Annotated in this window: 12 protein-coding genes and 1 pseudogene; 4 read left to right on the top strand and 9 right to left on the bottom strand. The window is 54.9% G+C overall.

Going from position 1 to position 23,570, the window contains the following annotated elements:
• Positions 1-232: 232 nt before the first annotated feature.
• Both KFE13_RS15535 and KFE13_RS18710 read right to left on the bottom strand, forming a co-directional pair.
• Positions 233-1,513 carry a hypothetical protein gene (locus KFE13_RS15535; protein WP_260704086.1) on the bottom strand — a complete coding sequence of 427 codons (1,281 nt, stop codon included), beginning with the start codon at positions 1,511-1,513 and terminating at the stop codon, positions 233-235.
• Between the two features lie 216 nt (positions 1,514-1,729).
• Positions 1,730-1,864: pseudogene (locus KFE13_RS18710) on the bottom strand (IS481 family transposase); the annotation flags it as partial.
• Between the two features lie 271 nt (positions 1,865-2,135).
• Between KFE13_RS18710 and KFE13_RS15530 the strand changes: the two are divergent.
• Complete coding sequence (locus KFE13_RS15530) at positions 2,136-5,798, top strand: NHL repeat-containing protein (RefSeq protein ID WP_260704084.1); 3,663 nt, start codon at positions 2,136-2,138, stop codon at positions 5,796-5,798.
• Between the two features lie 198 nt (positions 5,799-5,996).
• On the opposite strand, the gene KFE13_RS18705 is transcribed toward KFE13_RS15530, so the two are convergent.
• From KFE13_RS18705 to KFE13_RS15515, 4 genes are all read right to left on the bottom strand, one after another.
• Positions 5,997-6,521: a heparinase II/III domain-containing protein gene (locus KFE13_RS18705; RefSeq protein ID WP_390891583.1), complete on the bottom strand. Its 525-nt coding sequence runs from the start codon at positions 6,519-6,521 to the stop codon at positions 5,997-5,999.
• A complete protein-coding gene (locus KFE13_RS15525; RefSeq protein ID WP_260704082.1) occupies positions 6,475-7,185 on the bottom strand; it encodes a heparinase II/III family protein in 711 nt (236 codons plus the stop codon). The genes KFE13_RS18705 and KFE13_RS15525 overlap by 47 nt, the downstream gene beginning before the upstream one ends.
• 146 nt (positions 7,186-7,331) lie before the next feature.
• A complete protein-coding gene (locus KFE13_RS15520) occupies positions 7,332-7,634 on the bottom strand; it encodes a hypothetical protein (protein ID WP_260704071.1) in 303 nt (100 codons plus the stop codon).
• A gap of 472 nt (positions 7,635-8,106) precedes the next feature.
• Positions 8,107-11,541 carry a TonB-dependent receptor gene (locus tag KFE13_RS15515; protein ID WP_260704069.1) on the bottom strand — a complete coding sequence of 1,145 codons (3,435 nt, stop codon included), beginning with the start codon at positions 11,539-11,541 and terminating at the stop codon, positions 8,107-8,109.
• 478 nt (positions 11,542-12,019) lie between these two features.
• Here KFE13_RS15515 and KFE13_RS15510 point away from each other — a divergent pair, with 478 nt between their 5' ends.
• Both KFE13_RS15510 and KFE13_RS15505 read left to right on the top strand, forming a co-directional pair.
• Positions 12,020-13,303, top strand: coding sequence for a hypothetical protein (locus KFE13_RS15510; protein WP_260704068.1), 1,284 nt, complete (start codon positions 12,020-12,022; stop codon positions 13,301-13,303).
• Positions 13,304-13,988: 685 nt separating this feature from the next.
• Complete coding sequence (locus tag KFE13_RS15505; protein WP_260704067.1) at positions 13,989-14,510, top strand: Hsp20/alpha crystallin family protein; 522 nt, start codon at positions 13,989-13,991, stop codon at positions 14,508-14,510.
• A 272-nt stretch (positions 14,511-14,782) separates the two neighbouring features.
• Here KFE13_RS15505 and KFE13_RS15500 read toward each other — a convergent pair whose 3' ends face one another.
• The 3 genes from KFE13_RS15500 to KFE13_RS15490 all read right to left on the bottom strand — a co-directional run bounded on the left by KFE13_RS15500 (position 14,783) and on the right by KFE13_RS15490 (position 19,196).
• Positions 14,783-15,475: an HAD family hydrolase gene (locus KFE13_RS15500; RefSeq protein ID WP_260704066.1), complete on the bottom strand. Its 693-nt coding sequence runs from the start codon at positions 15,473-15,475 to the stop codon at positions 14,783-14,785.
• Positions 15,476-15,564: 89 nt separating this feature from the next.
• Entirely contained in the window at positions 15,565-16,161 is a 597-nt protein-coding gene (locus tag KFE13_RS15495; RefSeq protein WP_260704065.1) for a hypothetical protein, read from the bottom strand.
• Positions 16,158-19,196, bottom strand: a complete 3,039-nt coding sequence (locus KFE13_RS15490; RefSeq protein ID WP_260704064.1) for a CHAT domain-containing tetratricopeptide repeat protein — start codon at positions 19,194-19,196, stop codon at positions 16,158-16,160. Before KFE13_RS15490 ends, KFE13_RS15495 begins: the two co-directional genes overlap by 4 nt.
• A gap of 379 nt (positions 19,197-19,575) precedes the next feature.
• On the opposite strand from KFE13_RS15490, the gene KFE13_RS15485 reads away from it, so the two are divergent.
• Entirely contained in the window at positions 19,576-23,385 is a 3,810-nt protein-coding gene (locus KFE13_RS15485) for a beta strand repeat-containing protein (protein WP_260704036.1), read from the top strand.
• The last annotated feature ends 185 nt before the right edge of the window (positions 23,386-23,570 follow it).

Here is a 23,570-nt window from a genome sequence, read left to right as displayed (position 1 = left end):
GTTTATCTCCTCTCAGAGAGAGGTAACTTACCTTCTCTGGTCTATAAGCCATTTTCAGGCGATCCCTCCAATGCGCTTGGCCACAGTTTTTCTGTGCTAAGAGGGAACCTGCTCCTCAAGGCAATTATTCGTTCATGTTTTTGAAGGTATCTAGTGAGACCCTAGATGGGTTTTGCGTGCATTTCATTACGGATGACGGTCAGGTATCCCGCAGAATTATCTTGAAATTGGATTAGCGAACATCGAAGGCTAAGACATGGGGTGGGGCAGGTCGTTCACCGATGACGTCCGTCGTAATCACAATCTGTAATTCGCGATTCTCCCATCCCTTGGGTGCGAGCTTCGTGAATTCATTGAAATAGCGGGGATTGGTAACAAATTCAGTCGCAGCCACAGTCCCGCTTGGCCCGATTCCGGCAATCATAAGCTCTGCTTGCTCTGTGATCGAACTTCTGATGCGGCTTATTAAAGCATAGTCTTTGTGAACAGCCGCGGGTGGTGATCGTAGATCGATCGTCCATGCTTGCGCAGGGTTGTGAGTATCGCGGATTGTTCCCAATTTATTGATGGCATCATGTTGAAACTGGAAACGGTAGCTCGAGAGTAATTCTCCAGTCCAGTGATTGTTGAACGCACCAATGTGGATGGCCGGTTTACCGCGCAGATCCGTGAGAGTAGCGTTATCGGCAAGGAAAACGATGGCATACCGGTTATGTTCGCCCATAAATCCCACTATTCTCGCCATCGCTACCGCGTCTATGCCGGAGATATGATCGTGAGCGGCGAGGATGCGGCTGATATCGCTGGGCAGAGTCGGTGATCGATCCTGAATAAGGTAATTGAGATCACCGATACATAGGATGGTGCCGGAATTCGAGCCCAATAGGGGCTGCCAGAAGACTTCCAGATTCGTGGCATGCCGGTGCTCACGCGACCATACAAAATAACCCAACGCAATAAGAAGCAGAACAGCCAGAGCGGCTGCGATGGCTACCAAGACGCGATTGCGTCTTACGGTATTTACAGTGTTGGTTGCAGAATCAGAAGCCGGAACCGCCGGTTCAGAGATGAAGAAACCCTCGCCTGGCAATAAAGCTACTTGCAGTTCCCTATCCGGCTTTGATCTTTCGTCTGTGGCTACGTCATCACCCCGGTGCGGCATATAGAACGAGGGAACGTAGGAACCGGGAGGCAGCTCAATGCGAAGTTCAACCTCATGCCCAGGTTGGATATAGTACTGAGCGAGGCGTTTTCGTATCTCGCCTGCGGCTACGCGAACGATTGGGTCACTCGACACGTCGTAGTGGATATCGCGGTCGAAGACTTCAGCTCCGATAATGCGCTCTTTGATATCTTGAGCCGCCCCAGACAGCGTTTTATCGACGACAAAACGAAGAAATCTGGGGTGTCGCTTGCTGCCGCGAAATGGCGGGCTCAGAAGAATCCGCTCCAATTGCAAACGTATTTCCTGTTCCGTCACCCGGTCGACGGCCGCCACCTCGTTGTTGTTCATTTTTCAGCTTCCCGCCATGGAACGTCCAGAGGGGAGACCCTCTTGCGCGAAAACTCTCACCAAATCGTAAATAAAAATGTCACATCTAGAGTGAAGGATACCGCCGTCAAACCACTTTGAGCAAAAATCTGGGAGGTAAATTACCCTCCATCGAGTGCTCATGCTGTTTTGATCGAAGATCTCTTCTGATGCACATCGGGAGTCAAGACGTGGCGTATCTGGCTGTAGCATCTCCAGCCTCGCCTTGAGCTTCCGCGCGTCCCAGGACGGATGCTTGGCCCGAAGCGCAACGATCGCGTTCTCGATCGGCTCGAGCGTCGCGTGGGAGCAACTATGCGGGCGGCGGCTGCGCAACGCATAAACCAGAAGCTCATACAGCCTTGAGCACGCGATCTGCTTCCATCCGCTCTGCTTCTGCGATACCTCCTGCCTGATGGTAAGGGCCATATCCTGTGAAACACATGGTTTCAACTGATTGAAAACAAGAATGTGAGAGGTGAAATACCGTGAAATACGTTGCAGAAGATTCATTGGAGTGAAAGGCTCACCCGACTTCGTAAGAGTGGATTATTTCACCATCTAAATTATCTAGGCTTTACTTCCAGCAAGAAGAGGTGCCAACATGTCTGCAATCAGTGTAAGTAAGATTTACTCACGTACGTTTGTCGGTTTGGTGCTTTTGCAGGCTTTGGGAGCTATCGCCCAGACCGGCCACGTCTACGGCGGTCAACAGCCTGTATCTGGTGCAGACATCCAGCTGATGACGACCGGTTCGACCGGTTACGGCTCCGCCGGCGCCAACCTGTTGGGCTCTACCATTGTGACAACGGCATCAGATGGCAGTTTCAGCATCACCGGCGATTACACTTGTCCCACTTCCAGTACCCTCGTCTACCTCACGGCTTCTGGCGGTAGCGCAATGGGTACCAGCAGCAATAGCGCCATCATGCTGGTGACACCGCTCGGAGCCTGCGGCAATCTGAGTTCCAGCTCCAGCTTCGTTGTGAATGAAGTCACCACGGCTGCCACCGCTTTTGCACTGGGGCAGTACTTCACGACTACCTACGGCAGCTCCAGTATCGACAGCTTCGGCGCGCCCAGCGGGACGCAGCCCCAGACCGGTTTGGCCAACGCCTTTGCCACCGTGAACAACCTGGTGAATGTCGCTACTGGCGACGCGCAGACCTCAGTTACCCTAACCGGCTCTGGCAGCCTTGGCTCCATCACAGCTATACCGGAGTCTGCAAAGCTTAACACCATCGCCAATATTCTGGATGCCTGCGTGGCCTCAAGCGGAGCGGGATCGACACCGTGTCTGACGTTGCTGACGGGCGTAGCGACCTCAAGCGGGATTCTCCCGACGGACGCTTTGCAGGCAGCCGTTTACATGAGCCTGAACCCTACCAGCAACAACTCCAATGGTTCTGCGGCGAACCTCACCGCTTTGTATGCTTTGCAGGGTTCTGCCCCGCCCTTTACTGGCTTGCCTTCTCAGCCAACGGACTGGACTCTGGGCATACAGTACGTCGGCTCCCCCACTACGAATCTGGTACAACCGATCAAGCTGGCGGTCGATGCCAGCGGTAATCTCTGGGTTGCCGGCAACGGTTCCGGTACGTACACGGGTGCGCTGTCCGAGATCAGTCCTACTGGAGTGCCGCTGGTCTTTCGCACCGCCTTCGGAAGCCAGACGCTTGGAGAGAACATCAAGGACATCGCTGTCGATCTCAGCGGCAATGTCTGGTTCAGCGCGGTAGCGGGTTCGGGCGGTGGTTACTATCAATACAATCCATCCACGAGCTCGGGTGGCTACTACCTCAATGGCAAGACGCCGTATGGCGTAGCCGTGGACGCTAGCAACAACGTGTACTTCAGTCAGGAGAGCACCACCGCCGCCTATACGGTGATTGCGTTTCCCAACGGCACTGCGCTTTCCAGCAGCGGTTCAACAACCGGCATTCCCGCCTATGAATTTCCCATAGCCGGCAGCACACCAGGCACAGCTGGCACGTCCAACACCTTCGTCAATCCAGAAGCTATAGCCTTCGATACCAAGGGGAATCTATGGCTGTCGAGCAGCAGCGGCCAGCCCTCCTCCACCCAGATCATCGAGCTCTCCAATCTCAACATGACCGCCTGTGCCGGTGCCTCGACGTATCCCTGCCGACTGACAACGAGTACCACCCTGAATACCTTTACCGGGACATCATCGGGTGTCGGATCCATGTCTGAACCATGGGGTTTGGCAACGGGCGCGGGCGGATCGGTCTGGGTTGCGAATGGCCAATCCGGAACCAACAGCATCAGCAATATCACCTCAGTGACCGCGGGTAGCAGCTACACCGGTGGCCTCAATGCTCCGCGTTACGTTGCTTTGGACGGCGCGGGCAATGTCTGGGTGTCAAACAACGGTAGCTCGTCTGTGTCAGAGTTCAGCAGCGGCGGGACTCTGCTTTCGCCAGCTAGCTCGACGGGGTTTGCTCACTCGGGCATCAGCAGCGGCTATGGCCTAGCTATCGACCCCTCCGGTAACGTCTGGGTGGCCAACCAGGGCAGCTCTACAAGCCCGTCGCTCGAAGAGATCGTAGGCGCAGCCGTCCCAGTCGTTACCCCGATCGCGCAGGGCCTCTCGTACTTTGCGACTGGAGTAGCGGGCAGCTATCCTGCCGAACCGCAGGCCCCCTCTGCGGCGCAGATTAATTCCAACCCCGAGCCCGCGCTGGCCTCGGGAACCTCAACACTGCCTCTCGGCATCAACGTGGTGAACTCCCAGTTGTATACAACGGTCACGCAATCCACGACGGGCAGCACGGTCACCTATAGCTTCGCCACGCCTGTAGTGCCGCCCACAGGCCCCTACCCAATCGTCAGTACTGTTGGTAGCACAACCAATCGCACTGTGCTTGCGAGCGACTGGGTCGCGAATGCCTCCGGCTTCGACAGCCTGAGCTATGAAAAGGGACAGATGCAGATTCGTCTGTTGACCAACTCTGATACGGCCTTGATCAATCTCTTCAAGCTGCTTCATGCGCCCAACACAGGCGGAATCCTGAGGATTGGCGGAGGATCGTTGGAGACCGCCGTATGGACACCGGCAGGTGCCGGGCAGACATCCGGCCAGATAGCACCGGCCGACGTAGACGCCCTGGCTGGGTTCCTCGAGGCCACAGGATGGAAGGTTCTCTATGGAATCCCGCTGGAGGCATACGGTTCGACAGGCGCTAACGCTGCGACTGCGGAGGCTAATGCAGCCGCGGAGGCCGTCTATGTCGCGCAGAAGCTGGGCTCGTCCCTGTATGCGTTTGAGATCGGAAATGAGCCCGACGGTTATGGTTCCGGATGGAGCTACGCTAACTACCAGACCGCTTATAAGAACGTTGCTTCGGCGATCGAGGCCGCATTGAGCAATAACTCGCTCCCTGTCGTCCCATTGGCTGGCGGTGCGTTCGCAGGCGATTGGATGTTTCCAAGCTTTGCCCAGGCACGCGTGCCGGACGTTTACCAGAAGGGCGTGCTGACGCAGCACTACTACCGCGGTGCTCCAAGCCCTACTCCACCCAACACCGTTGCTGACTTAATCTCTTATCCCGACACCAATCTGCAAAATACAGCGTCGCTGCTGGAGTACAACGGATACACCAACGATACCCACTGGAGCATGGCGGAGACCAACAGCTACTACAGCGGGGGCACACACGGTGTAAGCAACTCCTACGCGTCTGCGCTATGGTCGATCGACCATGTGTTCACCATGGCCCAGTTTGGTGGGGTCGGCTCAAATTTCCACTGCGGGAATACAGTCTCTTACTCGCCGATCTATAACAGCGGAAACACGGTCCTTGGCCCGCAGCCGATCTTGTCCGGAATGGTCCTCGCGGCCCAGACCGGCAACGGATACATGCAGCGAACCATTATTAATGGGAATACGTCGGGTGCGAACATCAGCGCCTATGCCGTACAGTCCGGTTCAACTCTGAATGTAGTGGTCGATAACAAGTCCGGGCAGGCACTCAGTATTACGCTGACTCCTGGACGAGCGGTCAATACGGGTTCGTTGCAGATACTGACCAATGCCACGATTCCAAATACCACCGCACCCCTGACTACAGCTCAGATTACTACGGTGCTTTCTGACACCAGTGCAAGCGACGTAAGCATCCAAGGAAGCACCATTGGCACCGATGGCTCCTTTACCGTGAACTCTCCCTACACGTTGCCAGTTGTGGGGAATGCCGTTACATTCACAATTCCGCCACTGAGCGCTGCGCTGGTAAAGCTTCAATAACTGGCAGCAATACAGTTGAAGAGCATTCCATCCAGAGGGTGTTCGGAAAAATCGAACACCTCTGAATCTTTGAGCCAGGAGCTATCGTTGGTATGTTGGCATCGGTTCGCCATGTAGGTCGTGTAGGGTGCACTCTCCCATAAAGGGCCGGCAGCATCGCTGAAACCGGCGATTTGCCAGTGTTATGGCTTCGCAACTTTAGCGAGGGGTCCAGTCCGTGAGTGGAGGGGAGATTATCGAAGACTTCGTTGCGTCCTTCGTGAAAAGGACCTCGATGTTCATGGCTTCGTGTCCGCTTTGAACGTGAAGCGTCAAATTCGTAACGTTTCGGTTGATTGCTTCGACGGAAGACTGCTTAGTATCCTCAGCGCTAAATCGGACACCCGCTGGCGAGAGGATATGAGCGTAAAGCACAGATCCATTTTGAGTGAGTGTCGCTAGAGAGCCATCAGGGCTGAGTCTAACTTGTGCTCTCGTGTGAAAGTTCCAGATAATTCCGGTTGCTGTGACAGGCACAATCTCATCCTGAACCAACATTTTCTCATCGTCGAGCAGCGCCACACCGCGTTTCCAAGAACTTAGTTTTCCTTTATATGCCTGGCTAAGGTCCGCAATGGCAAATAGCTTAGAGCTATTGCTCCCAACTTGAGTGATAACACCATGAGCGTCTAGATCCTCATTGTTCCCATCGATGGTGAGTGTATTGTGTCCTTCGCTGCGCATGCGGTAATAGTTCCCAACGTTGTGGGCCGAAATATCCGGGTAAACCGTAGTTATCGGGGCCAAGATCGATTGCCCAGCGTTGTCCGAGTGCATCGAGAACAAAACTACCTAGATCCAGATGACCGTGGCTTGCTTTTGCATCACCGCCTTTTAGGCCCACGTACCAGGCGTTACTATCAGCCCATGAGCTACGTAAAAATACCTGATTGATACGAGTGAAGCGGTGAACGAGAGTAAGCTCAGAATCGCTATGCGCTCCCAGGGAGGCCGTACCCCAAAAAAGGGCAAAAATACTAAATCGACCGCTTTCCCACGCTGTCGTCGGAGACATCTTGTTGCCAAGCGCCGAGGCTAAGTCTCTTTCATGTAGAGCGTATTCCGGCCTATTGAATTTCTTTGCAAGCCAAAACATCTGCGGTGAAGGAAAGACTTCCTCTTCAGCGTCGCCAAAGTTTGCACTCTTACGCGTGGGCCCAATCGATTGGATTCGGTAACTTCCAGTCTCCGCAAAGCCTTGGGAATGGGACAGACCAAAATCATTCCCTAAGGCCGTATCCAGTGCGGAAAGATAGAGGACGTTATAGATTGTTGCGTAGTTCCAATAGACTGGCCCCTCTTCAAACCCGCCATCGGGAGCAAAGAGTTTCATGATCTGTTCCATCATTGGGCGTGCGTCGTCTTCCAGGACGTCATTCGCGCGGAGAGGTTCTTCATCGGCTAGCGCCAATGCTCCCAGCGTCAGACCACCGCTGAGCACCTGGGTCCAGTTATTAGTTCCGCGAATCAGCTTTCCACCCGGACGGATGTACCTCAAGTAGGGATCAATCCCTTTGCTGACGATGGCCGCGCGAATAGAAAGCTGTACAGCCAGTCATAACCGACTCCCAGCGCAGCAGTCATCTCTGCGGTATCGAGAAAATGTTTCGGATACCAGTCAGGAAAATTCGCGCTCGCTAACATCTCTTGCCGAGCACGCTCGGCGAATCGCTTGTCGCCGGTAATACGATAGAGTCCTGCGAGAGTAAAGATGCGATCCTCTACTGCGCGGGCTGTCGCAAGCAGAGTATGTTCTGGCCCCGCGATCGTGTATTCGAGTGGCGGGACGGAAAGCATGCCCTCACCGCGGGCCAAAATGCTCTGGTAGCTGTTTCGAAGAAACTTGTCATCGCGAATTGACGCCCGAATACCCGGCAAATCCTCATCAAGGACAAGCAGTCTGGGATGTTGCGAACGCAATGTACGCAAAACGAGAGACTGGCCTGATGCAGAGGATGAGGAACCCATGGTCAAGGAAAAGAGAGTTGCGACGCACATAAGCGGAGAAATATGTTGCTTGCGGAACCTACGAATGGCCACTATTGAACCTCCCGGTTTAACGCAAAAAAGAGGGGATGGAAGTATCCCCTCTAAAGGAGCTGCGAGGACTGCGGAAAGACCCCCGCAGCCTTTGCAGCCTCATTTCATTCCAGCTTCACTATCACCCCGAGCCCGTTTGTCCCCGGAAGTTAGCACAAGGCTGTCCAGCGTTAGCAGCCAAGGCTGAAAGGCACGATACTCCGACGGCCTTGGCTATCCAACGATGGGACTAGAAGGTGTACTTCAGCGCCAGTTGCCCGCGGCGCTCTGTGTTTGCGGCACTTGTAATCTGTCCAAAGTTTGCGCAGTTATTGCCGCAGGAGATACTAGTTCCAGGGGCGCCAAGCGCGGTGAAGTTAAGAACGTTGAAGAAATCCGCCCGGAACTGCAGCGTCTCGTCCTTCGGGAGGCTGAACACCTTGCTGGCAGAGGCACTCACATCCTGATTGCCCGGTGCCTGCTCGGTGCCAACGGCGGCAGTACCCTGCATGGTCGACAACTGCTCGCCATAGGCGCACACGCCGTTATCATTCTGGGTGTAGAGAGTGTATTGCTTACTCGCTCCTCCATAGAGCGACCACCTTTCCTTGAAAGAACTACTGGTATTCCAAGCAGTTCCTGCATTCAAGCAGGGCTTCGTTACCGATGGGTCCGTCCCCCACCAGTTCTGCGACGAACGATTCACAACGTGGAACGATCGGTAGTGGTTGGCGCGAACCGTAGAGTTAGTGGGCATCCCCCCGTTGTTATTGTAGAACTGGGTTGAACCGATTGTGAGTGGGAAACCCGAGTGCCAGTTGGTTGTCATCGCTACCTTCCAGCCTCCGATGAAGGTCTCCAGCCAGGGATTCCAGTTTGTGCCGATCCACCGTCCTCGTCCGACCGGCAGGTCATAGGTAACCTGGCCGGAAGCGCTATGTCTAGCGTCCCAAGTCGCCCGTCCCCACTCTCCACACTCTCGAGAGATACAACTGGGAGTCTGCGGATAGAAAGAGGTGCTGCCGCTCAACAGCGTCTTGCCGTAGGTATAGTTCGCACTAAGCTGCAATCCATGAGACATATTTCTCTGGTAGTGCGACTGCAGTCCGTTGTAGCTGAAGGTGCCCTCCGAGGCGGTCTCTTGAAGACCACCCGCAGTGACCCCAGGCAAGATATTCAGCAGTGCAGGAACACACGTTGGTCCGGTTCCCGCCGTGTTTGGATCAGCAGGTGCAATCAAAGGAAAGGCCGAGCAGGCGGGAGCGTTTCCGGCAAACACGTTTTCCTGATTGTGGCCAACTTGGCCGGCATACACCACATTTATAGAAGACAGTTTGTCGATCTGATAATCGACAGCAAGATCAAACTGTTGCACCATGGCCGGCTTCAAATGTTTGTCAAAGATCGGAAATCTGCCCGTGAGTGTTCCAGGAACACCTGTCCCAAAGCCGTTCTGGACCCGGAACGGCGCTAGTTGGGACGGGCTGGGTGAAGCGTTGTAGACAAAGAGCGGATTCAGAGGAAGATTGAGAGTGGCCCCGATACCCTGTAAGAAGCTGGTGATGGCATACCCTCCGCGAACGACAAAGCGATTGCCTAAACGCTCCGACCCAGGGGTATAGGCAAAGCCCACGCGCGGCATAAACCCGGCATAGAACGGATTGATCAACCCCTGGCTTGCCCCATTGAGGCCAGCAATGCTGACGACACCGGTAATGGGATCTACGTTCGCCTGCCTGCCATGAGCCTCATACCGGGGTTGGTCATACTCCCACCGCACACCCATGTTGAAGGTAAGGTTAGGCAAAATCTTATAATCGTCCTGGATAAAGAGACCGTCCCTCCACTCGCGTTGCCCCCACGCTCCACTGTTCGCTCCCTGCGAATAGGTCGATGCCTGGTTGGTAAGGAAGTCGGCCCAGTTGCTACCTGTACTACTGGGAGACCCGGCCGTTCCAGTGTAGGTAAAAGAGCCTAGCGCACCGGCCGAACCGGCATAGAAAGTATTGTTCTGGACCCGCATAAACTTGCCGCCCATCTTGATGGAATGTCGGCCCAACTGCCAGCTCAGGTTGTCGCCATACTCAAACGTGTTGATTCTGCTTAATATGGCAGTACCTACGGAACCAGGGCTTGTAAGACCTGGACCAGCGCCCTGGAAATTCATCTGGGCAAAGCCTGGAAATTTCTGGGCACCAGGGATGCCGAGCGCTGCGTTCCCGGTGGTGCCCCACACACCATCGACATCGAGCGGAGGTCCATCGCTGCTTAAGCGGCCAAAGCCGGCGCGCGCCTCGTTCACCAGATTCGGACTAATCTGGTGCGACCAGTTGACGACTCCTCCTGTCCATGGGTTATTGCCGTTATACGGAATAACGATCGGGGCCGCTATATGGGTGACGCGGGTCCAATTGTCGGGCAATCTTGAGATGCGTATGGAGAGATTGTTCCTATCGTTTATTCGATAGTCGCCCCTTGCATCCACCTGGTCGACGTTGAGACTATTCTTCTGATAACCACTGAAGTTGTAACCTAGAGAACCACCAAGATTGTTGGAGCCTGTGCGGTTGCACTGATTGCAGGTTGGATAGAGGTTAGGATGCTGCAGCAGGTATAGGGCCGCCGGATTCGTAATGGTGTAGAACTTATTTGTGGTGGGATCGTAAGCGGGTTTTGTGCCAGCTGCGCCAGTCATGTCCAGTAGTGGATTACCCTGATATGCCGTATCCGGGACGACCAGATTAGATGTCGCATCTGATTTGTACCGAACCGCCCTGTAAGAAACGAAGAAGAAGAGCCTGTCCTTCAGGATAGGCCCGCCGATCTGACCGCCAAGGAAGTAGCGGTTTAGCACTGGCCTTGTCGCAGGAATCGCTGGGTGATTGATAGCATTGGCTCTTTTATTGCTATATGTATTGGCGTCCAAAAGAGTGTTTCCCAACTGTCCCCAGACCGTTCCATGGAACTGGTTCGTTCCGCTCTTGGTAGTCATCAAAATCGTGCCGCCGTTAGCGTTGCCATACTCTGCTGAAACATTGTTGGTGAGGATCTTGAACTCCTGTATCGCTTCACGATTGGGGTTGTAATCCAGCGAATCGTTTACCGCGGAAGATATCTGCTGCCCGTCCAAGATGGAGACGGTCGTCTGACCGGGGTTGCCGTTGATATTGAGCATCTTGTTGGCATTGGAGCCGCTGCTAATTGGATATATGTCGAACGAGTTGGGGGCAATCGCACCGGGTACCAGTGCTCCCAGAGCAAGGATGTTGTCCGAAATCAGTGGCAGTTCGGTAATCTGCTTATCGTCGAAGGTAGCGCTCATCGTAGCGTCCTGCGTGTCGATGAGCGGAGTTGAATCGGTGACCGTCACAACTTCATTGCTCGATCCGAGTTGGAGAGTCTGGTCGAATCGCGCCTCCTGGCCAGCCGTGAGATTGAACGGGGCTATGTCTACTCTTTTAAACCCTGACGCCGAGATTGCCAGCGTATACGACCCGATGGGAAGGAATTTGATGCTGTACACGCCGTCGGCATTTGTCTGTGACTGAAATGACACCTTGGTCTCGATGTTGATTGCCGTCACCGCGGCACCCTTCACCAGAGCCCCGCCAGGGTCGATCACAGTGCCGGTAACTGAACCCGTAATGGTCTGAGCAAACGACAACGAACAACTCAGGGCCAACACAAAACATCCGAGCAAGATCTTTGACTGATGCCCTACAGACTTTAATGAACGCAACACGAACGACATCGATATACCTCCTGAAATTGGACCCGCGATCGCCATATTTGCGCCCCTTCTCCTTGCTTACCAGCACCCTGCTACGCTGCGATCCCAAAGTGAACTGAGGACAGCGAATTTGGGCAATGACGCTATTTCCTTTGGCGAAGTTGGGCGAGATTTTCACCCCCATAAAATAAACACAACGTATTTCACGGTTTCCACATAACAACCCTTTATTTTCAGCCAGTTACTTGCCAGTGCACACGTAGGATCGTGAGTTATGCGGAGACTATCGCGTGAAAAAAACCACGGCTTAGAGCTCCTACTGCGGCTCATAATCCTTAAGAAAACGTTGGAGGCACCATACCCTGAGGCTCTTTCCCGCTCTTCAGTCGAGAGCCCAGTCGCGAGACACCGCTGGGTGTAGGATGGGTGTCTGATGCCCGCTTTGCCCGACCCGAACGACCCTCGCTGGCAGTTGAGCGTGAGAGTGCTCAACTCGCAACTCTTTGAGAAATCGTCACGACTTCGTGATTTTCTGAAGTTTATTTGCGAGATGGAGTTGACTGGTCGCGGCACCGAGATCAACGAGCATCAAATCGGCGTTGAAGTCTTCGGCCGTTCCTCTGCATATAATCCGGGAGAAGATAGCATCGTCCGTTCGCAGGCCCGCCAACTGCGCCAACGCCTGGATGATTACTTTCGCACTGTTGGCGCGCAAGAGCCGTTGCGCATCATCATTCCGAAGGGCAGCTATGTTCCGCTGTTTGAGCAGAATCGGGACTTCGCTCTGACGCAAGCGAGCTCTCTTGCCGAGACAATACCGGATTCTGGCGGGGAGCGAATATCAACCCCACTCGCTGAGATTTCTCGACGGCATAGAGTGATCGCGGCAATTCTTTCCGGATCTCTCATTTTGTTAGGTGTATGCACTTTCCTGCTGCTTCGGCACAGCAGGAAACAATTTCAAAGCCCAGAAAGCCAGTTCTGGGGTACTGTCTTCGATCCGCATCGCAATCCAATAATTGTCCCAGCAGATAGCACGCTGATTCTGGTTGAGCAGGTCACGAAGAAACCCGTCTCGCTGCAACGCTATCTAAACCGTGAATATTTGTTGGACATCCAGTCGTCGGAAGCCCTTCAGCTCTTCGGCCAAGCTGATCTTGAGTTCTTCCACTACACGAGCATGGCCGACCTTAGTCTTGTTGCAAAAATCGTGCGTGTGCCCGAGGTCAAGCAGATGCCCGAGATTCGCTATGCCAGAGACATCAGCATCACCGATGCGAAGGAGAACAACCTCATCCTCATCGGCGGATCACGGGCCAACCCCTGGGTTGAACTCTTCGCTAACAATATGAACTTCTATGTCGAGTACGACTGGAACAAACATAAGAATCTGGTGATCAATAAATCGCCCCAAAGCGGCGAAGCTGCACTCTATACCGAAAACGAAGATGGGGCGACAAGACATGTTTATGGCGTCATTGATTTCCAACCCAGTCTGGACCACCAGGGGCATGTGCTGTTGGTGGCAGGCACCACTAGTCCTGGCACGCAGGCTGCCGTTGATTTTTTGTTGAACAATCAATCGTTTAGCGAATTCCTCGGTAAGATTCAGCGGTCAGATGGCACTATTCCACACTTTGAGGTCCTGCTGGAGGCCGACAGTCTCAACGGCAATGTCACGCAGTCAAATATCGTCGCCTATCGCCTCGTCTCATAGAAATTGGTGCCGCGCATGGGGCAACGATCGCCGGCCCTGTGGATTGTCTCGACAGTGCTGAAGTAATTCGCCTCGAATTTGCTTACTGACCAAGGGCAAGCACAGAGGGGTTCTGCAGAGGGTCCAATCATGAACCAAACCGAAGCGCTATCCTGAACACGAGATATTGCCTAAATTAGAGAGCCTCGGAAGCCGGAGGTGACCATCTCTCATGACGGCATACACCTTTCTCTGCTTATTCACGAATGCACTGGTGTATTCAACTGAATCGGAGGCCAAGGTTGTTCTCACCTGACCTCCTCATCAAGGTTGATGATGCGTGTTGCCTAGCTGTCGCAAAACTTGGAGTGCCTTATAAGTCGAATCGAGAATGAGCCTCCTGATCCATAATTGGAGACTCTGTGCCGGTTCGAGAGGAGATGGCAAATCTCGTCGAACACTTCCTCGGATTCGACAGGGAATTCTCCCGTCTGCAAACATCGTTGTTCCAAAAGCAAAGTGAGATCACTAGTGAACGACACCCAGTGGCCGCAAGCGGACTATGGTGGATCAGTTCATATTTTCTTCAAAATATGAGTTGTTTTCTATCAATTTACTTGCAACTTTTTTTTAGAAGATTTACGTCATAATGTAGGTGAGGGATTGCCCTCACAACCTATTTTGAGGAAGTTATAAGGAGAGTGCTATGACCACGATGACTCGCTTTGTTCCGTTCCGTTCGCCGCTGGAGGGCGTTGCAGTACTCCAGAACAGGTTGAACTCGATCTTCAACGACTTCGCCAGCGCAAACGGCGATATGCCGAACGAAAGCCTCAGTGCTGGTAATTTCATCCCTCCAGTCGATATTTATGAGGACACAAACCGGCTTGTACTCAAACTGGAAGTGCCGGGAATTCCGCAGGAGGATCTCCAGATCAATCTAGAGAACCAGACCCTGACGGTTAAAGGTGAACGCAAGCTTGTGAAGGACGAAAAAGAAGAGAACTTTCACCGGATCGAGCGGCGGTACGGCAGCTTCGTCCGCAGCTTCACGCTACCCGCTACGATTGAGACGGATTCCGCTCGAGCAAGCTACGAAAATGGCGTTCTCTCGATCACCCTGCAGAAGAAAGAAGCCGCCAAGCCAAAGCAGTTGAAGATCGAGATCGGCTCCGACAGCAATTCGAAGGCGACCCCTAAACAAGTGGAAGCATCCCACGCAGCCTGAAAGGCTTTGGTATAGCTCGACGCCGCTAGCAATCTCACCCAAACCCTTATGAGGACGGCAAAGCGCTCCTTCGGGAGTGCTTTGCCGTCTCCAGCGGTCTGGAAGGCGCAAGTACAAAGGGGATCTTGCGTCTTCAAGATTGTAGAGAAGTACACGAGATACATGTTCTTGATTAAGTTTAGACTCTGCCGATCCGATACAACATGATGGACTGGTTTCCTAGGGTCAGCATCCATTTCCGAGCGGCTTCATCCGGATGGTCATGCGATGGTTCAACGGGAGCCTTGTGCCAACTCAACCCTGAACATCTGAGAATAGACCAGGTTCCGTGATCGGATTTCCGCTACATACGTTCCAGATTTCAGCGACTCGGGCGCCAACGTCACATCAAGATAGGTCATACCTTTTTCGCTTTGCAGAATAAGGCCATCAAAATAAAGTTCCGACTTTGATCTCCCGTCAATTGGATGGATGCGAATCGAGTAGGCGGGTTCAGTGTGGCCCGAAGGCAGGATCACCTGCAGGCGGATGCGAGCGTCGGCATGAATGGTGTAGGTCGTAACGCGGTTGTTCTTCTCACGATCGCGAAGACGTTCAACCACAAGCAAAATGACATCCTCGTTTTCAGCAATGGATGGAAGGGTCGAGGTTGTGTGAGTGACAGGCGCCTTCGAAAGCAAGGAACGATGGGCGCGCAGCAGCGGCCACGATACGGCAAGAATCAAACAGGCCGCGATTGCCGAAGTCCATCCCACTCCCTTCATGAGGCGCACTTGCCTGCGTCTCGCCACAGACCGACGCAAGCTCTGAGCGATACGAATCTGTGCCCTGCGTTCAGCAGAGGAATCGACCCATGCTTTCAGTTGCTGGCGTTCTGTGTCTGAAAGTGTTCCATCTGCGTACCCTTCCACCAGGTCGAACTCGACCGCCTCGATTGCCTCCGAGAACGAAGCATCCTCGAACATCCTCTGCTCGAAGCTTTCGCGTTGCTCGGCAGACATTGTCTTGCCGATATACGCAATCAGGTCACGACGCACGTTTTGGTTGAAATCCTTCAGAGGTCCCCCACAGTCCTTCGCTTAGTTATGTCTTTTTTCGGTGAAACATCACGCTGACGATTACGCACACAGCTGTCCAGTTCGGAACGTGCACGCATCACGCGATTACGCAAAGCATTCATCGTCAGTCCATGACGATCAGCCATTTCGCGATGATGATCGATCTTCTTTCCTTCTGGCCACGAGTAATAGGCAAGGAGTAGTTTCCTCTTGTCCTTGGACATATGACTCATGCACTCTTCGAGCGCCTCAAGTAGCTGCTCTTGATCGTTCTCAGAGGCTCCAGAGCGAACATCCCAGTCTCGTGCAACCTTTGTCTCTCGGGCATACCGTCGCTGATCTTCTTGTAACAGATGCCGTGCGATACCCAACGCAAAAGCATGCGGCGAGATGATCTTTTCCTTAGGTTCGTTGACCGTTCGTTTCGCCAGGCGGTCCATCACTTCATCAGCCAGCGTCTGCGGATCACTTCCATTGTTCAGGCTAAAAAAACGAGTCAGCCGTTCGTGTATCTCTCGATACGCTGCGCCGGCTTCTTCCCGGGTTTCCCCCAGCACTTCGAGCAGAACATTCAGAAGCTCGGGCTGCATCATCTTCTGCCTATCATCTGCGGGTTTACTGTTTCAGCTGGAACCCCATCGATAACAAAACCGGCCCAATCGGAGAGATTTGCCCCACTCTTAAGCAAGCCAAGCTGCGCCGAACGCAGGGCATCAACGGCTTTCCTATGGCGCGAGATCAGCTCCCGGTAGAAATGCTCCATAAGCACAGCCGCGACTTCATCATCTATGCTCCAGATAGTTCCGATCACTTCGTGCGAGCCGGCATAAAGGAATGCCTGGGTCAGAGCGCTCAATTCCTCGCCACCCAAACCCTGCCCCTGAGTCGAGCAGCCATTTAGGACCACTAACGATGGCGCTTGGAGCGTAGGAATATCATGCAGCCAGAGAATGCTCTTTTCCTCAGACTTTCCTCGCTCCGGTGACAGAGCGATTCCCGACAGCTCGGGATGACCAGGCACCAAAAACGTGTGAGTGGCGAAGTGAAGAATCGACAGGTTCTTTGACAAGGCGCGTACATTATCGACCGTCGCCATTTCGCCATGAATGATCTGCAGCGACTCTGCTGGAATAAGCCGCGCAATAGCGCCGGCTTCGCGGCGCGTGCCAGGCAACGGAGCAAACGATGCCCATCGCGGCGCAGGCTGGCCCGATTGCGTTATCGGGTCGGCAACGATGAGAATATTTTGTCCGGCTGTACGTGTCGGATGCCGAGCCAGCTGAACCGCAACCGAAGCAGAAGGCTCCGACGCAATGGCAAACCGTTCAATGGCGTAACAGAGCCGGCGTGCTCCGCAGGGAATCCGTAGAGCATTCCACGAAAGAGACGAAAGCGGCCCATCAGCGACGATGTAGAGATGGCGAATATTCTGAGGTAATTGTGGTAATAGCTTTCGGCCAGCATCTACAAGGCCGCGTTCTCTTGTCGAATCGAATGCATCGCGTCGCGAATGATATTGCGCGGCATCTTCGCCGGGGTGGAGATCGATGCTTCGCGCGATAAGCAGTCGCTGCAAAGGCAGGATCGACCGGCGAAGTTCCGCGGCTGAGGGAAGTATCGAAACGTGTATCGTGCGTTGCGTAATCTCCCATCGATAGCTCTGCGTTGCCCCGAGAGAGAACGCGATCAAGGCCGTATCAGGACGCAAGAGCAATCGCTGGACATCTTCCGTCGATGCGATTCGATCTGGATCTGCAACTATTTTTTGTTGTTGCGACCAGATTCCTTGTCTTCGTGCTTCAGCGTCCAGTGCATCCTGTTCCAGGTATAGTTTGCGCAGCGCGATGGCTGCATTCTTTTCCCCGCTCTTTGTCAGGAGCAAAGCTTTTTGATTTTCGATCTGATGGTCATTCGCAAGGATACGTCTTCGAAGATCCGGAGGGCCAGGTTGACCAGAGGCCTCGCCCTCTTCGCTGATCACATCCAGCATGTTTCTCATTCGCCCACGTTCGGCATACAGGAACGCAGTCTCGCCATATCTCTCATTGGGATGTTGCAAAGCAAGTTTCATGGTGATCTCGATCGCGAGGTCGTACAGATCGCGGCGTTCGGTTAAGAAGCTCGCCGCCAGGCTATGGCTCGCCAGACTTGCGCGAGAATGTTCCACGATATAAAGGCAGCGTTCGATCATTCGCAACGCGTCGTCATAATCCTGCCGAGACACATACGTTCGAGCCAAACCGGCGTATGCGACGGCCTCTTCTTCTCGTTCTCCTGTATTTTCAGTCAGCGATAGCGCCCTCTCATAGTCCTGCACTGCACTATCGCAGGAGGCTTTTGCCGATACCGTGCAGCTCTGCGCTTCGATAGAGGCGTCCGCGAGTGTTGCGCGAATCGTTAGAGCTGGAATACCGAGCGTCTCAGCAAGTTTTCCGGCGGCTGAAGTATCTGCTCGCGCTGCCGCGATGTTGCCTGCGCGAAGCAGTACGGATGAGCGTTCAAGACGCAACATCGCCTCTTCGGGTTGCAGTTGCAGCTTACCGGCTATCGAGATTGCGGCCTGATATTCGCGCAGTGACGCCGCGCTATTGCCGTTCTTCTCCAGCACGCGAGCCAGCACACCGCGCGCACCTAGAGCGGTAGGTCCGTCTGCAGTCGCATGTTGAAGACAGAGTTGCAATTGGGCCTGAGCCTCCTCCCACAGCCCCATGTCGGCGTAGAAGACCCCGAGTTCCTTTTCGATCTCGGCTTCTACATCCGGGGCATAGTGGATGTTCTCCCCCCATACCAAGGCGTCGCGGAATGCCTGGAAGGCGCGCTGGTACTCGCCTTGCTCGCGATAGAGGCTCGCCAGCTCCGTGAGACAAAAGACCACGCCAGCCATGTCCTGGGTCTGCTCTGCATCCGACAAGGCTTCCCTGCCCGCAGCGATTGCCTCCGCCTCGCGCCCCATATCACCATACGTGGAGATCAGATTGCCGAGAACGATTCCCTGCCAGTACACGTCGCCTGTCTTGCGATAGAACGCCAGCGACTGTTCCGCCGAAGTTGCAGCTGCCGGTAGATCTCCCAGAAAATTGTTGACTGTACTCAGCGTTTTATAGGTAAGAGCCAACGTGGCTTCGTCTCTATCAAGCGGCAGTACGGCTGCTCGCAAGAGTAGATCCCGTGCTTCAACGAAGGTGCTCTGCTGATAGATCAGAAAGCGTGCCTTCTGGATCATCGCCCAGCGGACAAAGGAAATATCCTGGGCTGCCTCTGCCTCGCTTGCAGCACGGTCGTACTCTCGCAGTGCCGTTACCGCATCAGGTGCTCCAGCCTGGTGCCGTCGCGCGCTATCCGCCCGGGCGAAGGCGACAGTTGCAACGTGCAGATGCTCCTGCTCTTCACGGGTGTGGTTGCTCGTTACATCCGAGACGGTTACCCGCGCCTCACGTCGTTGTTCCGCAGAACTAAGCTCAAGAGCCGCTGTTCCTTCTGCCGATACGGGTACCGCAAAGATGGCATGGCCTCCGCGGCCAAGATCGAGCAGCCTCTTCGGTGCATCCGGAGATTGCAGAGCTACCAAGCCACCTTCGAGGCGAACCTCTATTACTGCAAGCCCATTCGCTTCGCCCCTGATCTCCAAGATTTGCCTTTGTCCCGGGCTAAGAGCAATCGAAACAGGGCTCGTCGCGGGGAGCGGCATCGGTTGCGACCGTCCTATCCCGGCTCCCATGGCAAACAAAATAACGGAGATAACAAAACTACGGTGGGGCTCCATACAAATTTTCCCGTTCGCTTGGGTAGTAGGGAGAGTGCAGCCAGCATATCAACCTTCCGAAGAGGCATAAAGAAAATTGCGTGATGTTTTCTGTCTTTCCATCACTCAACTGTAGAAGCGGAAAACCAACTGTACCCCGCAGGGATGTGGGTCTGTGCTCTGGACCTTATGTTGCCGGCTAGCGTCTCCAGCAACCTGGTTCAGAGTGTTTGCTGTGAATCTTCATAGAAGTGGAGTTAGGTGGATGCTCAATCGACTAACCTCTTGCCTGCGCTCTTCCGGTCTGTCCCGCGCCTTGTCCGGATACTTCCAGCCGACGGCCCATATAAGCCGCCGCCAACGCATCGCATCGGCACTTCTCTTCGCCTGCCTCTCTTACATCATCATGGGCGACGAAGGCTGTGGAAGCTGCGGCAAGAACGATGTCATCGATCTTTCGGATTCACCCACCGTTCGTCTGGGTATCTTCACTGCCTTCGGACTCGGCTACGCTCTCCCCTTCGGAAACGCACGTCCGGGTCTTACTGCCAAACTCACAGGCAGTGACGGATCACAGACCGGCACCGCCAGCTTTCTTGGCAACTTCACGGCAATCACCCAGCCCTCCGGCAACTACTTCCTCATGAACCGTGCCGCGGACTGCTCCCTCAATCTCGCCACCGGCAGCTCTGCTCTCACCGGCAGAGCCTCCATCAGTGGAATCACAACAAATTATGAGCGCACACTGCACCAGCTCGCCCAGCTCACGACCACTCCTGATACCTACCCTCTCGGCTGCGGAGCAGCACCAGGCGGCCTAAGCACACGTCCCGCCGTCGTTCTGCCCAAGAAAGCCAACTCCGCCTACGTCTTTGCTGCCATCGCAGGAAACACCAGCAGCAACGCCGTCTTTATCCTCACCCCCAGCAGCGATCTCACAACGGCAAGCTTCAATGCTCTAACCTCGCTCCCCAACGCCACCGCACTCACCACCGCGGACTTCAACGGAGACGGCAATGGCGACCTCCTTGTCGTCAACGCTTATAACGCCTCGAGCGCCTTCGTCTCCGTCGTCATCGGCAATGGCGATGGCACCTTCCAGAACCCCGTCTCCTATCCCACCGCAGGTAGCATGTCCGTTGCCGCCGTCGTCGACGACATCAATAACGACGGCAAACCCGATCTCATCGTCGCCTCCGATGACCAGAACATCTCCGTCCTCACCGGAAAGGGAGACGGCACCTTCAACGCGGCCCAGAGCTTCTCTGCGCCTCTGCCCGGCAGCTCCACACCCACATCCACGCCGATCGTCAACCTCATCACGGCCGACGTGAACGGCGACGGCAAGAAGGACATCATTTGCTCCAACGGTCTTGTCCTACTCGGCAAAGGCGATGGCACCTTCACTCCCGTCTCCACTCCCGCCTTCCCTTACGCCACCGCGACATCCGGAAAAGGCCCCAACCTTGCCGCTGGCGACATCAACAAAGACGGCAAGATGGACCTCGTCCTCAACACCGGCAACGTCATTTCCATCTGGCTTGGCAAAGGTGACGGTACTTTCGCCCCCGGCGCCTCCTACAGTTCCATCGCCAACACCGGCTTTGTCACCGCCACCGATCTCGACGGCGACGGCAACCTCGACATCTACAGCGGTCTCTCGAACTCAGGTTTCTTCTCCGGCGACGACAGCGCCAACGCCGCAGCCTACGTCCTGATGGGCAAAGGCGACGGCACCCTTGTCGGTGCGCCCGTTGCGCCGGGCGCCTACACCGGCGCCAATCTCGCCGACGTCAACGGCGACGGTTATCCCGACCTCATCATTCCCACCAGCGGCACCGTTAACGGCCAGAACACCGTCTTCACTGTTCAGCTCGGCTCGGCCAGCGGAGTCTTCACGAAGGGTTCCACCATCACCGTGCCCACATCCGTGACCTTCACCGTCAGTGAGTTCACCTCGCCCGTCACCGAAAACACCTCCAACCTCACTCCCAGCAGCTACGCGCTCGGCGATATCAACGGCGACGGCAAGGCCGACGCCGTCTACGTCTCCAACTACCGTGGGTACAGCGTCTACTTTGTCGCGCTGAACAACGGCGATGGAACCTTCGCGGCCGCAACCGCTACCGGATTCCCACAGATCGCGTCCACCTACGACAACGCTACGAGCATCACCAGTCTTCGCATCGCCGACTTCAACCATGACGGCAAAAATGATCTAGCCGCCGTCTTCGACGAGACCGCCGGCGGCACTACCGGCAGCTTCAACCGCGGCATAGCCGTGCTTCCTGGCAACGGAAACGGTACCTTTGGCGCTATCGCCCTCACCTATACTGCTACCAGCAGCACTCCGTTCACCAGCAGCGCAAACCTTCCGCAGATCTCTTCTACAGCTGACGTCAATAACAATGGCCTCACCGACATCGTCGCCCGCAGTAGCAGCTTTGCAGTCGTCAATGGAGTAGGCGTGACCACCAGCTATGTGCAGGTCTTTCTCGCCAAGCCGGATGGAACCTTCGCCGCCCCTGTATCTGCCATCACCACAACTTATCTCGGACAAATTACCGTCGCCGACTTCAACAAAGACGGCAAGCTCGATATCGCTGCTCTCACCGAGACGTCTTCCTCGCAGGCCCAACTCGCCATCGCCCTCGGCAACGGAGACGGCACCTTCGCCACTCCAAAGTTCGCCAACCTCGCAGGCGGCGACGCCATCCGCTCCAGCGGTCTTGCTTCCGCTGACTTCGATAACGACGGCAAAATTGACCTCGCCTTACTCGATTCCAATGACTTCGGCGGCCTCTTCTACGGCAACGGGGATGGCACCTTTACTTCGGTTCCATACAACAGCAACATCATTCCAAAAGACCTTATCTCTATCGCCACTTCCGGAACCGCTACTGCGCTCGATCTCAACAAAGATGGCAAGCCGGACATCCTCGTCGGCCAGACCGTTCTGCTCAATATCGTTGCGCCGAAAGTGACCCAGTACGCTACGACAATCGCGCTCAGCTCGTCCGCGACGACCATTAACCCCGGCGCCGGCATTACCCTCACCGCCACCGTCACCGGGGCCTCCGGCAGTACTGGAACTCCCACCGGCACCGTCACCTTCCTCGACGGAACAACCAGTCTGGGTACCGGCACGCTCTCCTCCGGCACAGCCACGCTTGCCACTTCCGCTCTGACGGCCAGTGGAAGCCACAGCATCACTGCCGTCTATGGTGGAGATACCAGCTTCGCGAGCAGCACCTCATCTGCCGTCTCCATTACAGTCAATGCGGCGTCTATTGCGACAACAACAACCTTGAGCGCTTCGCCCACTTCCACCGTGACGGGAACCAGCATCGCATTGGCGGCAACCGTGACCGCGGCTTCAGGCAGCGCTATACCGTCAGGTACAGTCACCTTCTTCGATGGCACCACCACATTGGGAACCGGGACACTCGATGGAACGGGGAAAGGGACGTTCAGCACGTCTTCGCTTGTTGCCGGATCCCACAGCATCACAGCAAAATACGCTGGGACAACAACCTTTGGCGCTTCGACCTCAACCGCAGTCACCGTTACCATCACCGCGCCTGTTTCCGACTTTGCAATCTCTCTCAGTTCCGCAAGTGGAACTGAGACAAAATCTTCGCCGGCTTCCGCCACTGTTACCGTCACACCTTCCAACGGCTTTAACTCAACCGTCGCCTTCTCCTGTTCCGGGCTACCTTCAGGGGTTTCCTGCGCTTTCAGCCCGTTAACAGTAACGCCTTCCGGCGGTGCAGCTTCGACTACGACCGTCACCTTCAGCGCAACATCATCTGCTGCAACCCGTTCCGGGCCTGGACAACGCTATACACCCGGAATAGTATTCACACTTAGCATCGGAGCATGGTTGTTGATCCGCGGACGTTCACGGCGTCTGCTCTCTGCGAGCCTCTGGACAGTCCTGGCCGCCGGTGCGCTTTACTCTATTTCAGGTTGCGGCGGATCAGGAGCGAAGACAACAACCTCCATCGTAACTATCACCGCAACCTCAGGGAGCCTCTCACGCACGGCTAGTTACACTCTTACCTCAACTAATTGATCAAGCTGCCATAAGCAACATCAAAGACACGTCGATGCTCTTTCCTTCGCTCGAGCCATGCAGACCTACTTATCATCGGGCTTCGGCAACATAGTACCCATATTTCTCGCCTTTGGAGTACGGTAGCCGGTTTAGAGGAGAATGCGCCATGCAGCGTTCTGGCTATTCGTCCACGGACAGAGCGG

Source organism: Edaphobacter flagellatus (assembly GCF_025264665.1).
Taxonomy (GTDB): Bacteria; Acidobacteriota; Terriglobia; order Terriglobales; family Acidobacteriaceae; genus Edaphobacter; species Edaphobacter flagellatus.
Note: the sequence above shows the minus strand (reverse complement) of the source record. Positions and strands in the feature narration are given on the sequence as shown.